This window comes from Sphingobium sp. R-21 (assembly GCF_049913335.1).
GTDB lineage: Bacteria > Pseudomonadota > Alphaproteobacteria > Sphingomonadales > Sphingomonadaceae > Sphingobium.
Genome location: NZ_CP184374.1, coordinates 324,635 through 338,796, shown reverse-complemented (window position 1 = coordinate 338,796; position 14,162 = coordinate 324,635). Strand labels below are relative to the sequence as shown.

Below are 14,162 nucleotides of genomic sequence, written 5' to 3'. Positions count from 1 at the left end.
TCAAAATCTGATCTTCACCGATCCCCGTTGCGGGGGCATTTCATGCATATGGCTCACTCCACTTCTGCGGTCTGGTGCCCGACAATCCTGCTGCTCAGGCGCCGGACATTCACGGGGATGGCGGTCATCCGTGGGATGGCGTTGACGCGCTGATAGAATTCATCGGCGACGATGAGGGCACCGATGGAGACCCCGCCATCCTCGTCCATCTCACCGGTGGCCGGACCAAAGCCGTGCGGGATAGAGATCACGCCCGGACGCATCGTCTCGTCCGCCTCGGCGATCGCGGTGATCTTGCCGACATCGGATTCGAGTTCGATGTGATCGCCATTCTCTATGCCCAGATCGGCCATGTCGGCCGGATGGATATAGGCTGGATTGAACTTCGCTCTGGCCCGGACGCTCGGCATGCCGATCGTGCCGACGCTGTTGAACATGTGGCGCATCCGGCGGGAGCTGACGAGGTGGGTGAACTTCCTGCCCTTGCTGACAATATTGTCGGGCGTGATGGCATAGGCCAGCGCCTCTTCGAGCTCGCCCCTCACGTCGGCGGGCATCACGTCGAATTTGGCCGTGCCTTCCGGGCGAGGCGCCGCCACCCGCTCGGACGCGAACGGGAAGGAGTTGCCGCTCGGATATTTTTTCATCTCGTCGAGCTTCACCCGGCCGTCGGCGGCGCGAATGGCGAGCAGGTCGTCGGTGGTCACCGTGTCGAGGTCGATCTTGGTCGTGTGATTGTATTCGATCTCCAGCCCGAGCCGCTTGGCGATGCCGGTATAGACCTGCCAGTCCTCGACCAGCTCGGACCCCGCGGGCGGCGGCACGGCGGCCGGCGTATACTGGATCCAGTTGATGGTGGTGAAGACGATGGTGGGAATGGTCAGCGGCAGGTCCGCGCGCTCGTAGGGCATTTTCGGCGGCAATATGTAATCGCAATATTGCGAGGTCTGGTGCATGAACGGGTCGATCATCACCGAGAGTTCCAGCGACTTCATCGCCTCAACGACTTTCTTCTGGCCCGGAATGGCAACGACGGGGTTGCCGCCCTGGATCAGCAGGCCGCGGATCTGTCCCTTGCCCGGGGTCAGGATCTCATCGGGAAGCGTTCCGCTCATTTCCTCGCGGTTGAGCAGCGTTCCAACGCCGCGGATGCGGCTCGGCGGGACATGCTCCCAGGTGCGCGAGGGCGGGATCACCTCGGGATAGATCGGCGCCTCGGGGCTGAGCATCTCGACGAGCGTGGTGTCCCCTTCGCGCAGGAAGCGTCCGCACACGACGTTCATGGCGTCTGCCAGATGCTGGGCCACGTTCGAGTTCGGCCCGAAATTATTGCCCGTGCCCGTGGAAACCGGCCCGCGCTTCGAATCGCGCGCGAACATCTCGGTGGCGGCGCGCAGCTGGCCCTCGGGCAATCCGGCGCGGTGCGTCACCATCTCCTCGTTGAACGGCTCGACCGCCTCGCGCAGCGCGGCCATGCCCTCGGGGCCGACATAGCGCTCGCAGAACTCCTTGTCCTCCCAGCCTTCGGCGAGGATCATGCGGATCATGCCTGCGGCGATCGTCGCGTCGTGCCCCGGGATCGGCTGGAGGTGGATGTCGGCATAGCGCGCGGTTTCGGTCAGCCGGGGATCGATGACGATGAGCTTCATGCCCCGCGCCCGCGCCGCCTTCATCGTGCGGACCGGATCGGCCATCAGGAAGTTGAGCGATGCGTGCGAGATCAGCGGGTTGCTGCCGAAGACCATCATCACATCGGCGGTATCGAAGCGCTGCGGGCCGGCTGCCCAGAAACCCATGCGCTCATAGGTAATCATCTTGGCGGACTGGTCGAGCGTATTGGTGGTGAAAAAGTGCCGCGATCCCACCGCCTGCATGAACGGCAAGTGGATCGAGAAGGCGGCGGAGTTGAAGTTCGCCCCGTTGCCGATGAACAGGCCCAGCGCCTCGGGACCGTCGCGGTCGATGATCACCTTCATCTTCTCGGCAATCTCATCGAGCGCCTGCTCGATCGAGATGCGCGCGAAGGTGCCGTCCGGCTGGCGCTTCAGGGGATGCAGCAGGCGTTCGGGACTATATTGCGCTTCGTGACTGTGAATTCCCTTGAAGCAGGCATAGCCGCGGCTCATCGCGTTATTCTCGTCGCCGCGAATGCTGACGATCCGGTCCTCATCGTCAATAGTCAGTTTCGTACCGCAGCCAGCAGTGCAAGTTCTGCAAAAGGACGTCACTGTTCGCACGGGTCAATCTCCTCGACGATTTTCTTCGAAGCGCGGCATGACCAAGGCTTGACGGGCATAGCCCATCAAGCCTTGGCACGCACATTCACGATATTCGGTACATCAGGTCATTACAGTTCGTAGCGCAGCGAAATTCTCCAGGTCCTCGGGCGGTTGTACGATTCATGCATGCAGCCGCAGAAGGTCGCCAGATCGAACCCGATCACGTTGACCCGCTTGTCGAAGATGTTGTCGAGCGAAGCAGCCGCGGTGAACTGGGGCGTGAGCTTCCACTCCACATTGGCGGCGGTCAGGATATAGCCCTTCGTGACTTCCCCGGTGAAGTTGCGCAGGTTGTTGAAGAACCGGCCGGTGTAGTTGGCATTTGCCGACAGCGAAATCGCATCGTTCGCAATGGGCGGCGTCCAACTCACGATCGCCGAGAACTGCTCGCGGGGCGCGAAGGCAGGCTCGGTGTCCTTGACAATGGCCGGCGCGGTAGCCGTGGCAGGTGCGGTGACGACATTCTTCACCTTGGGCCGGAAGACGGACGCGCCAAGGTTGACCAGAAGCCGGTCCGTTGGCTTGATCTGGAGACTGCCTTCGATACCGTAGTTGGTCGCCGGGCTGTTCGTGACCAGACCCGACGAGTTTACGAACAGGAACGCCTGGTAGTTCTTGTAGTCATAATAGAAGGCCGCGAGATTGGCGACGACTGCGCCATCCAGCAAGGTCGCCTTCACGCCCGCTTCGTAGGACCACAGCGTTTCGGGTCCGTAGGCCATCTGGGATTCGAGAAGCGGGAGGCTGCCGTCCTGGTACTTGGCGTTGTAGGCCCCGCCCTTCACGCCGCGATTGACGCCGACATAGACAAGGGTGTCGGAGTTCGGCCGATATTCGAGCTGGAGCTTGCCGGCCCACAGGTTGTTGCTCCGCTTGTTGCGATAGGGATCGAAGATCAGCGTGCCATCGGCCTTCTGATAGGCCGGCAGCGGAGCCAGTTCGACGCTGTCGATATAATAGTCGCGATCATTCTGGATCAGGGCCGAACGGTAGGAATAGCTTTGATGTTCAAAGATGATTCGTCCGCCGGCAACCAAAGTCAGCTGCGGAGCGAATTTCCATTCGAGCTGGGAGAACAGCGAGAAGGACTGCGTCTTGAGCTGGTTGAAGTTGATCAGGTCCCCGCCGCCCGGAGGCAAGCCAAGGGGATTGACCAGGATCGAACCCTCGGGAACAAGGAACCCGCTGGCGTCCTTGGCATTGAGGTTCAGATAATAGGCGCCTGCACTCCAGTTCAGGCTGTCACTTTTCCCGGACAACCGGAGTTCCTGCGAAAACTGCTGGGTGTTTGCATCGCTGGCGACGCCCAGGAAGTTTACCGGCACCAGTGCGGTGTCAGTCAGGAACGACTTCTTCAACTGCTTCCAGTCGGTGATCAGGGCCACATCGACCGCACCGATCGACCCGTCGATGTGCAGGGCCGCGTTGTAGGTCTGCATCCGGTTGCGGTCGTCAAGCGCCATCGCCTGGGAGATGTAGTTGTTGTCGCGCGGCTGCTGAGTGGCGCCCAGAACCGGGTCCGTTTCGGGAAGCCTGATCGTATCGATCAACTGGCCGTCGCTGTTGAACACCGGCGCCGCGGGGAAGGACTTGTACGGGCTGGTCGACGCGATGCTGCGCAGGGCCGAACCCTGCACGCGGATCTTCCAGTCACCCGTTTCGTACTGGAGCTGCAACCGCCCGCCGAGGGTGTTGTCGTTCCAGGTGTTCTCGCAGCAGCGGGCAGGCACAGGACCGGGCGCGCTGTTTCCAACCGGATAGATGTTCTTGAAGATCGGATCCTGGCGATTGTACAGGATCGTGGCGCGGCCAGAGAAGCCATTGCCCAGCGGGCCGCCGATACCCGCTTCAAGGCGGGTCTGGTTGAACCGGCCATAGGTCGCGTTCGCGTTGATCGAAAGCTGGTCGGTCGGCTTGCGCGGAATGAAGTGGACCAGGCCGCCGGTGGCATTGCGTCCGAACAGGGTTCCCTGCGGCCCCTTCAGAATTTCCACGCGCTCAAGGTCGAAGGTGCCGAAGATCTGGCCGCTGAGGCTGCCGATATAGCCATCGTCGAAGTAGACCGCGACCGGGCCTTCGAGCACGTCGCTGAAGTCGTTCTGGGTGACGCCGCGGATGGTATATTGTGCGGTCTGGCCACCGAAATTGCCCGAAACGTGGACGCCCGGCGTAATGCGGCCAATGTCGATGCTGCTCGTCACGCCAAGCCGGGCCAGCTGCTCACTCCCCAGGGCGGTGATCGAGATGCCAACATCCTGAAGACGCTGCTCACGATGCTGCGCCGTCACGACAATCTCACCGTTGTCCATACCGCCTTCAGAGGCTTTCGACTGCGGGGCCTGCGCCTGAGCATATCCCGTTGTGGAAACCAGGGCGAAAGTCGTGGCGCCGATACCAAGCAGAATCTTCGTTTTTAAACGCATGCCTTATTCCCCTTTATCAGCCCGGTTCCCTCCGGACTCTCGATATTCGAGATATCGAGTCTACATATCAAGATCAAGAGAAATCATTCCAAGATGCTGCCAGACCTTGGCTAAATTTGAGCCGGTATCTGGCAGTGGCGAGATGGACCATTCCGCGGGGACTGTTGGCCAGGTGATCTTATCGGTGGTGTGGCCCGGTTGATCTTGATCCAGCCGAATACGCCTCAAGCAATCGCGCCCCTTGCAGAGCGTCCGATGATGTTCGTCTCACACGCCGCGTGTGGATGACCGCCTTATGGGCTCGCCTCGCCCGGTACCTTCGATGCCGCTGCGAGCAATTTCGCACGAATGAAACATACAGGCACTAATTTCGTTAGTTTCGGCCTTTGAGCAAAACTTGTCGATTTTTCTTGTGCTGTCAAGCACCCCATATATTAAATTATGCCAGTCCCACCTTTGGACGCCGGAAAGCGAACTGGAGTGGGATCGCAGCAGCATGATCTGGGCGGATAATGGCGGGCCGGCGTGCCCAAAGGCAGTAAAGAAATGCGCCGTGGACAGTGCCTTCGGCATGACGAATGGCCATGCCGTGCCGAGGGTCTTGTGTGGCGCCTTCCTGTCCCCAACTCCGCAAGGGATCCTCTGACTTTCCTCGCTAACGCTTCCATCGGTCGCGGGTCAGGCTTTTTGATTTGGCTTGCGGGCGCCACGGGCCGGTACGCAGTTCGAACGTGGCGGGCCACATCGGTTCAGCGAACTGCTACTGCTCTAGCCCTGGACTGGTAAGCCGCCGCATGGGTCCGCCCTTAAGGCGCGCGCCGGCAGCCCGTTCCTTCAGGCCACATCCTCCGTTCACCCAATTTGCAATCGCAGCTTTGCCACGGCCTGGCAGCGCGGTCGCTGGCTTTTTCCACCTTTGATCGAAACTGCCTGCATCTTAGATTGATTTTCAATTGATCTTACTATTTTGACGTGATATCTCGAATAACGAGAGTCCGGCTGGAGCCGGCCAGATGGGGGAATGGGACATGCGTTTAAGAACGAAGGCTCTACTTGGCATCAGCACCGCAACCTTTGCTCTGATCTCTACAACGGGACATGCTCAGGAAGCACAGTCGACGACAGCTACCGCCGAGGTGCAAAGCGCGGACACGTCCGGATCAACGGGGCAATCGGCCTTGGGCGGTGAAATCATCGTCACGGCACAGCGCCGTTCAGAAAACATCCAGAATGTCGGCATCGCGATCAGCGCCTATTCCGGCGACCAGCTTCGCGCCCTCAACGTCGTCGACTCTCGCGATATCGCAGCCCTCACCCCGGGCGTACACCTCGGCGGCGCCATTGCCGGGCAGAACAGCCAGTACACCATCCGCGGCGTCACCCAGAATGACTTCAATGATGTCGTGGAAGCACCCAACGCGGTCTACCTTGACGATGGCTACATTGCGATCGGCCAGGGACAGACGTTCGCTCTGTTCGACATCGATCGCGTCGAGGTGCTGAAAGGACCGCAGGGCACTCTCTTTGGGCGGAACGCCACCGGCGGCCTGGTGCATTATATCACCGTTAAGCCTGAACTCGGAAAAACCAGCGGCTTCGTCGATCTGAATTACGGCATTTACGACTCACCGGCGAATCCGGGCACGTTCCGCGGCGAGGCGGCCTTAAATCTGCCGATGGGCGAGAAGGTCGCCACCCGCGTCGCGGTTCTCTGGAACAAGAGCGGAGCGCTGCTGCGCAATCTCTATCCGCTGGGTGCGGTCGGCGGCTCGCCGGGCGCAGGCGCAGGAGCGAACATGGGTGACGACGACACCCTCGCCGGCCGTCTGACCACCTTGTTCAAGCCGAGCGACAGTGCGTCCATCACGCTGTCGATCAACGCCGGCCGATCGCGCCTCGCAACCGCAGCCTATCAACAGAAGCCGACTATCGCGCAGTTCGATGCCGCTGGCGAGTTGATCAACGTCATCAATGCAGCCCCCAATGAAACGCGAGCATCCATCGGAGCCAATGGTCAGGACGCGGGTTCGGACCTCAATAACGACGGCGTCTTCGGCGACAGCTTCGGCCGTCCGGTCGCGGGGGGTGACTATTTCGGCTATATCGATCCCGATGGCGCTGACTTCCGCACTTCTTCGGATTTCGCCTTCTCGGGTTTGAACAAGTCTCACACCTATGGCGTAAATCTCAACGGCGAGTTCGAACTGAGCAACGACATCACGCTCACTTCGGTTACGGACTACAAGAAGTTCTACAAGCTTCTCTTTCTCGACGTCGATGCGGGTCCGGGCAACCAGACCGGCAACTATCAAGGCGTCGATGCATGGACATTGAGCCAGGAATTCCGCCTTTCCGGCAAGACCGACATGTTCGATTGGACGACGGGTTTCTACTACCTCCACATCGACACGCACTCGATCAACGGCCTGAAATTCCCCGTCGGCAGCGTCGTGCCGGGCGCACCATTCGATCTCGGGACAGATGCCCACCTGATCACGAATTCCTATTCCGTGTTCGGTCAGATCGACTGGCATCTGACAGACCGCCTCAAACTCACCACGGGCGGCCGCTTCATCCGCGAACTGAAGGACTACAACTTCCTTCAGGGCATCTGGGGAACAACGGATTCCCGGCAGGCCCAGGTCGGCACGCCTTTTGTTATCGGTCCGGTCTTCGGCGCAAACGGGCCGGCTCCCTTTGTGGACAAGAAGGGTTCCTCGCTTTGGGCCGGAAAGGTCCAGCTCGATTTTCAGGTGACGCCTGACCTGCTCGTCTACGCAGGCATCAACCGTGGCGTGAAGGCCGGCAGCTACAACGCCCAGATACCAGGGGGACTGGGTGTTCCGGCAAGTGCGATCCCATACCGCCCGGAAGTCCTGCTCAGCTACGAAGGTGGCTTCAAGTACACGACCCCGGATCGCAAGACGCGCTTCAATGCCAGCGCTTTCTACTATGATTACAGCGACTATCAGGCCTTCCTGTTCAGCGGTGTATCTGGCGTTGTCGTCAACGCCGACGCGAGGAACTACGGTGCGGAAGCGAGCCTGTTCACCGCTCCGGCAGACGGGCTCGATCTCGGGGTCTCGGTTTCCTATTTCGATGCCAAGGTGAAGGACGTGCCGCTGCGCGTGGGCGGGCCGATCACGCGTGACGTCAAGCCTGTCTATGCTCCAGCTTTCCAGGCGAGCGCCATTGCCCGCTACGAATGGGACGCCTTTGGCGGGAAGCTCTCGATCGGCGCAGACGCCCAGTACAGCTCCAGCTTCTACTACAATCTCAGGAACTTCGATGCAGACAAGTTCGGTCGGTACGTGATGGTCAATGCCGGGCTCGGCTGGACCAACGAGGTCTGGACCCTCAACCTGCGCGTCCGCAACCTCACCGATGTCCGCGCCGGCGTGCAGGGCTTCGATCTGGCTTCGCTCTGCGGTTGCAACGAGGTTTCCTACAAGCCGCCGCGCCTCTTCCAACTGGGTGCCAGGTATAACTTCTGATAATAGCTGCCGGGAGAAACAGGGTGTCAACTCCGATACTTAACGCATTCCCCAAAAGGGATACCGACTATTCGATCTGGTCCCTCGCCTACTGCCAGGTCGATATCATGCAGGACTTTTTCGGCGGCTCGGGTCCTTACAGCAACAAGGGCGATGTGCACGCCCCGATGATCTACACCCTGCTCGTGGGCGGTGAAGTCGGCGGCAAGCAGCATGTTGCGCTTGTCGACTGCGGCTTCCGCAATGACTATTGGCTGACGCGCTATGCCTTCTCCAGCTGGGAAGAGCCAAAAGACGTGCTCGGCCGGGTCGGCTTCTCGCCGGAAGACGTCGACACGATCCTCGTCACCCACATGCATTTTGATCATATGGGCAATTTCGAGGCCTTTCCCAACGCCAAGCTCTATATCCAGTTTGACGAGTATATGGGCTGGTCAAACGCCGTCTGCGCCGCCCACCAGCACGAGACCGAAGAGGAACGGGCCTGGATCTTCTCCTCGTTCGATCCACAGGATCTCATCCGCGCTTCACAGGGTGTCGCCGACGGCCGGATCAAGTTCGTGCGCGGTGACGAGGAAGTGCTGCCCGGCGTGATCGCGCGTCTGGCCAAGGACAGCCATACCTTCGGCTCGCAATGGTTCGAGGTCCACACCCGCAATGGACCCTATGCCATGGCGGGAGATGCGGTCTACTGGTACCATAATATCGAGAACATGTGGCCTCCCGGTTACCATCAGGGCAACGCGTTCAACCAGATCAAGGTTTATCGTGAGATCAAGGAACTGCTCAAGCAGAAGACCGATCGCATGATCCCCGGCCACGATCCGGAAGTCTGGCGGCGCCACAGTTCATGGGCCGCGCCGAACGGCAACCAGATCGCCGAAGTCAATCTTCGTGACAACGATCCGAGCCGCAAACCTCACATCACTGGCGGCACGAAAGTCTACACCTGAACTCCCTGGGGTGGCCTCGATCACGGCAAGCAGAAGTCGGTGATAGCGGTCCATTCCAACTGCTACCTGCTTCAGGGCGCATATCGCCCTGAAGCAGGTAGAGCGATTTCCAGACGATCGGAACCGATCGCTGGTTAGGAAATCGCGGAAAACAGGGAAACCAGAGCGGCGATCTGATTCAATCAGATCGAAACCCGCTCCAGTCTGTCTGCAGGCCAAAGCCTGCCTTCTCGCCCGCCCTCAGGAAATCTCTGTGGCCGTGTGCGAAAGCGCTGCCGACGTGCGCGAAACCTCTTCATAGACCCCGGTCAGGAAGGAGAGGAAATGCGTGGCATTTCCGAGCTTCTCGTTCAGGTTCTCGAGACCCTTTACGCTTTCGATCAGCAATTCCCTGCGGATCACCGAGAATTCCTCACAGGCCTTCTTGCCCTTATCGGTCACATCGAATGCGTGAATCTTGCTTCCCGGCTCCTTGATCTTCTGGATCAGTCCATGGCTCTCCAGCTTACGCAAGCTGTACTGGACATTGGCAACGTCATCGCGGTTGAGCATGCGCGCGATGGTCATGCCGTTGCGCGGGCGGTCAAGCATGCGAATGACCTGCAGGATCAGATATTCCGAAACCTTCAGATCACCGTCGGCCACGATGGCGCCGGCCGTCGCGAGCCAGCGACTGAACGCTTCGTAGCAGCGGATGATGGACCACTCGAACTCGGTTACCTTGTATTCCAGCTCGTTCGAGGCAAGATGCCAATGGCTGTAGTACTTGGAATCCATGCTGATTTTCCTGCTTCTTCGGCGGCCTGCAAACGACCGGCTGCTTTTGCAATCGTACCTTGAGCAGGCGAAAGCATTAAGCAGACTCTTTGTCCAGCATGTAACGGGGCTTGCGGCTAAGATTGCCGACCTGCGTAAGACGGTCAGGGATTTTCGTCCCGCAACGCCAAGCCGGATATGTCCGGTGACGGATTAAGATTCAGCAAGGCGCCCGCTGCCGGATCATCTTGTCGAGCATCAGGAAAGTCGGGTGCGGAATGCCATGCTGCGCAGCAAGCCGCAGGACTGCACCGCCCAGGGCCTCGTGCTCCGGACATCCGCCGCCACTTCGGCCAATGCGCGTTGCAGCAGGCTCTCACCGTCCATATGGGAGAGGACAGAGCCCGCCGGCAGATCAAGCGCGGCGGCCACTGTGCCAAGACATGCGGCCAGAAGGAATTTCTCCCACAGACTGCGGCGGATGTCCGGAGCAGCCTCAACCGGAAGGGTCGTGTTTGCGAAAGCGGCCCCCGACAACCTGCTCGACCAGAGTCCGGTCGCCGTTGGTGCATCCGAACAGGATTGAAGGAGGCACCCCCACATGACGGACCGCATCACCGTCCATCTCGAAGAAACCATGTACGCGTCCTGCGGCTATGTATGCATCGGGCACCAGGCGCGCCGCCGTTTCATGCGCTTCGACACCGTTCTGGAGCGTCAGAATGACACCGGCCCTGCCGGCCGGGAGCGCCTGTTCCAGATCCGGCATCTTCACGCAGCAAATCGAGAGGTCGACCTGCGGCAAGCCGTCATCCGCTGCTGCGACACGGAGCGGCACTTCGATTGCCTTGCCGCCGCCATATATGATCTGCGGGGCTGCGCGGAGCGCGCGCAACCTCTGCCCGCGCGCAACCAGCACGACATCGCGGCCAGCCGCCGCCAGGACGGCGGCGACTGCACTTCCTATCGCGCCCGCTCCGACAACCGCAATGCGCATGTCGTCAGCCTTGGTGGGCTTCCTTCTGCTTGACCAGGTCCAGCGCAATGTCGACGATCATGTCCTCCTGGCCGCCAACCATCTTGCGCCGGCCGACTTCGGCGAGGATCGAACGTGTATCGACGCCATAGTCCCCCGCAGCCTTCTCGGCATGGCGCAGGAAGCTCGAATAAACGCCGGCATAGCCGAGTGTAAGCGTTTCGCGATCCACGCGCACCGGACGGTCCTGCAGCGGACGGACGAGATCCTCGGCGGCGTCCATCAACGCATAGAGGTCGCAGCCATGGTTCCAGCCCATACGATCGGCAGCAGCAATGAACACCTCGAGCGGCGCGTTGCCCGCACCAGCGCCCATGCCGGCAAGGCTCGCGTCAACACGGACCGCACCGTTCTGCACGGCCACGATCGAGTTCGCCACGCCGAGCGAGAGATTGTGGTGCGCGTGGACGCCGCGCTGCGTTTCCGGCTTGAGCACGCGGTCATAGGCCTGAACCCGGGCGGCGTAGTCGTCCATGCTCATCGCGCCGCCGCTGTCGGTGACGTAGACGCAATAAGCGCCATAGCTTTCCATCAGCAAAGCCTGCTGCGCCAGCGCTTCGGGGCTGGTCATGTGGCTCATCATCAAGAAGCCCGAAACATCCATGCCCAGATTGCGTGCGGCCTCGATATGCTGCTTCGAAACGTCGGCTTCGGTGCAGTGCGTGGCGATGCGGACCGACTTGACGCCCATTTCCGCAGCGTGCTTGAGGTCATGCACCGTTCCGATGCCCGGCAGCAGCAGCGTGGTGAGCACCGAATGCTCCAGCACTTCGGCAACCGCACCGATCCAGTCCCAGTCGGTATAGGCGCCGAAGCCGTAGTTGAAGCTGGAGCCCTGCAGGCCGTCGCCGTGCGCCACCTCGATTGCGTCAACCTTGGCCTGATCGAGCGCCTTGGCAATCGCCTGCACGTGCTCGAGGCCATATTGGTGACGAATGGCGTGCATGCCATCGCGCAACGTAACGTCCTGGATGTAGAGCTTCTGGCTCGTGGGATCGTTGAAAGTGCAGTTCAGGGTCATGCCGCCATCCTTTCGGCGATCTTTTCGGCGGTCTTCATGGCAGCCGAAGTCATGATGTCGAGATTGCCGGCATAGGCCGGCAGGTAGTGCGCCGCGCCTTCCACTTCGAGGAAGACCGAAACCTTGAGGCCGGTGAACTCGGTTTGTCCCGTGCTGGCCATCTCGGGAATGCGCAAGGGCCGGTTGCCCCCGATGCTTTCGAACTGCACGGCCTGCTTCAGGCGATAGCCCGGCACGTAGCTTTGCACTTGCGCCACCATATCGTCGATCGACTGGCGGATTGCCTCGCGATCGGCGTCCTCGCACAGGCAATAGACGGTATCGCGCATGATCAGGGGCGGCTCGGCCGGGTTCAGGATGATGATCGCCTTCCCACGAGTGGCCCCGCCGACCTCTACGATGGCCTGGCTGGTCGTCTCGGTGAATTCATCGATGTTCGCACGCGTGCCCGGGCCGGCGCTCTTCGAACTGATCGAGGCAACGATCTCGCCATAGTGGACCTTGGCAACGCGATTGACTGCCGCGACCATAGGGATGGTCGCCTGCCCACCACAGGTCACCATGTTGACGTTCGCTGCGTCAAGGTTCGCTTCGCCGTTGACCGGCGGGATCGTGTAGGGGCCGATCGCCGCGGGCGTCAGATCGATCATGCGCTTGCCTGCTGCCAAGACCAATTCGCTGTTGCGCTTGTGCGCGCCGGCGCTGGTGGCATCGAAAACGATCTCCACGTCAGCAAATTCGGGCATGGCCAGCAGGCCGTCAATGCCTTCATGCGTCGTAGCGACGCCCATCCGCGATGCACGCGCCAGGCCATCCGATGCCGGGTCGATGCCCACCATTACGCCCATTTCGAGCACGTTCGACAAGCGTAGCACCTTGATCATCAGGTCGGTGCCGATATTGCCCGAACCGATGATGGCTACCTTGGTCTTCTTTCTAGTCTGGAGATCCATTGCAAATTCCCAACAAGGATGGCTCGATAAAACTAGGCCAAACCTTCCGGTTAAACCAGCGGCCGGAGCGACCGATTTCTCATCTGATGAGATGCGAAGCCCGCACTGCCAAGCATCGCCCCCTCGGGCTGAAAAGAGCCGAGATCGGCTTAGGCAAGCCATGGCTTCCTGAACACGCAGATCGTGCAAATCGGGAGCGCCACGCCGTTGGCACCGTCGCTTCTCCTCTTCGAGATCATAGCGATCATAAGTTGGCTCAACGCTGGTCTTCAGACAACGGCCCGGAATTTATCTCGCGGGCGCTCGACCACTGAGCCTACATCAACCGTGTCACGCTGGACTTCAGCAGGCCGGGAAAGCCTACCGACAATGCCTTCGTGGAAAGCTTCAATGGCCGGCTGCGCGATGAATGCCTGAACACGCACTGGTTCTTGTCTTTGGACGACGCCAGGAGCAAGATCGAGGCGTGGCGGACGGACTTCAACGAGACCCGACCTCACACATCCCTGGGGTTCATGACGCCTGCCGAATTTGCTTCATCGGCCGGGGTTAACCCCGGCCGATGAAGCGCCGGATCTCTCGTTCTGGCCGGTGGCAAAACCGGGACAGGGTCACTCTCAGTGTGGAGAATCCTGTCGAAAACGATCGATCTGATGCATGCGTTCATGCAAAATCGTCACGATACCAACGGCACCATCTGACAAAACACGCCAGTAGATATAATGGCGCTCATACCGGCAATAGAACCCTTGAATGCCCAGTTCCCGTGGCACATCCCGCCAGGCAAGGCGCCGCGCAGCAATATCGTCAAACCGTGCAAAAAGGGCCCGGATATATTGGTTGGCCTGATCCTCCCCCCATGTTTCACGCGTGTGGATGTAGATGTCGTCAATCCGCCGACTGGCGGCCTGCTGGACGCGATATCCGATCATGAGACTCAGTTATGAGCGTTGCGGGCTATGACCGCGTCAGCATCAAGAGACTGATAGTCGCCCTCCGGCGCGGCAAATGCGCTGACCAACTCAGCCTGGAGGAGCGCCAAGCGCTCACTCTCGACCCGTTCCTTATCGCGCCGAATCAAGTCTCGGACATATTCACTCACATTTTCGTAGGCACCAGCGTCTCCGATATTAGCGGAGACAAAGTCACTGAGAGCACCGCTGACGCGCACATTCAAAGTCATAGGCTTGGACATCAGGCCACCTTTCTGTCCACAAAATATGGAATATCGAGGACAAAAGCAAGGG

11 protein-coding genes and 1 pseudogene are annotated in these 14,162 nt (G+C 60.1%); 3 read left to right on the top strand and 9 right to left on the bottom strand.

Annotated elements, in window-relative coordinates:
• Window positions 1-53: 53 nt before the first annotated feature.
• Window positions 54-2,228, bottom strand: coding sequence for a molybdopterin-containing oxidoreductase family protein (locus ACN9MX_RS01510; protein ID WP_426387522.1), 2,175 nt, complete (start codon window positions 2,226-2,228; stop codon window positions 54-56).
• Window positions 2,229-2,347: 119 nt separating this feature from the next.
• Window positions 2,348-4,702: a TonB-dependent receptor gene (locus ACN9MX_RS01505; RefSeq protein ID WP_426387221.1), complete on the bottom strand. Its 2,355-nt coding sequence runs from the start codon at window positions 4,700-4,702 to the stop codon at window positions 2,348-2,350.
• A 1,013-nt stretch (window positions 4,703-5,715) separates the two neighbouring features.
• Here ACN9MX_RS01505 and ACN9MX_RS01500 point away from each other — a divergent pair.
• The gene (locus tag ACN9MX_RS01500; RefSeq protein WP_363829538.1) at window positions 5,716-8,196 is read left to right on the top strand and encodes a TonB-dependent receptor; all 2,481 of its coding nucleotides are present in this window, start codon (window positions 5,716-5,718) and stop codon (window positions 8,194-8,196) included.
• A gap of 23 nt (window positions 8,197-8,219) precedes the next feature.
• On the top strand, window positions 8,220-9,149 hold the full coding sequence (locus tag ACN9MX_RS01495) for an N-acyl homoserine lactonase family protein (protein ID WP_426387220.1): 930 nt from the start codon (window positions 8,220-8,222) through the stop codon (window positions 9,147-9,149).
• Window positions 9,150-9,389: 240 nt separating this feature from the next.
• Here the strand turns inward: ACN9MX_RS01495 and ACN9MX_RS01490 are convergent, their stop codons facing one another.
• The 5 genes from ACN9MX_RS01490 to ACN9MX_RS01470 all read right to left on the bottom strand — a co-directional run bounded on the left by ACN9MX_RS01490 (window position 9,390) and on the right by ACN9MX_RS01470 (window position 12,915).
• Window positions 9,390-9,926: a winged helix DNA-binding protein gene (locus ACN9MX_RS01490; protein WP_133654642.1), complete on the bottom strand. Its 537-nt coding sequence runs from the start codon at window positions 9,924-9,926 to the stop codon at window positions 9,390-9,392.
• 237 nt (window positions 9,927-10,163) lie between these two features.
• Window positions 10,164-10,508, bottom strand: a complete 345-nt coding sequence (locus tag ACN9MX_RS01485; protein ID WP_363829536.1) for a ketopantoate reductase family protein — start codon at window positions 10,506-10,508, stop codon at window positions 10,164-10,166.
• A complete protein-coding gene (locus ACN9MX_RS01480; protein ID WP_363829534.1) occupies window positions 10,402-10,902 on the bottom strand; it encodes a ketopantoate reductase family protein in 501 nt (166 codons plus the stop codon). The genes ACN9MX_RS01485 and ACN9MX_RS01480 overlap by 107 nt, the downstream gene beginning before the upstream one ends.
• Window positions 10,903-10,906: 4 nt before the next feature.
• The gene (gene dmpG / locus ACN9MX_RS01475) at window positions 10,907-11,962 is read right to left on the bottom strand and encodes a 4-hydroxy-2-oxovalerate aldolase (protein WP_363829532.1); all 1,056 of its coding nucleotides are present in this window, start codon (window positions 11,960-11,962) and stop codon (window positions 10,907-10,909) included.
• Window positions 11,959-12,915, bottom strand: coding sequence for an acetaldehyde dehydrogenase (acetylating) (locus ACN9MX_RS01470; RefSeq protein WP_133654650.1), 957 nt, complete (start codon window positions 12,913-12,915; stop codon window positions 11,959-11,961). Before ACN9MX_RS01470 ends, dmpG begins: the two co-directional genes overlap by 4 nt.
• A gap of 272 nt (window positions 12,916-13,187) precedes the next feature.
• On the opposite strand from ACN9MX_RS01470, the pseudogene ACN9MX_RS01465 reads away from it, so the two are divergent.
• Window positions 13,188-13,481 (top strand): annotated as a pseudogene (locus tag ACN9MX_RS01465) (integrase core domain-containing protein); the annotation flags it as partial.
• Window positions 13,482-13,532: 51 nt separating this feature from the next.
• Here the strand turns inward: ACN9MX_RS01465 and ACN9MX_RS01460 are convergent.
• A complete protein-coding gene (locus ACN9MX_RS01460; protein ID WP_363831266.1) occupies window positions 13,533-13,847 on the bottom strand; it encodes a type II toxin-antitoxin system RelE/ParE family toxin in 315 nt (104 codons plus the stop codon).
• Window positions 13,848-13,852: 5 nt separating this feature from the next.
• Window positions 13,853-14,110: a ribbon-helix-helix domain-containing protein gene (locus ACN9MX_RS01455; protein ID WP_133654637.1), complete on the bottom strand. Its 258-nt coding sequence runs from the start codon at window positions 14,108-14,110 to the stop codon at window positions 13,853-13,855.
• Window positions 14,111-14,162: the final 52 nt, after the last annotated feature.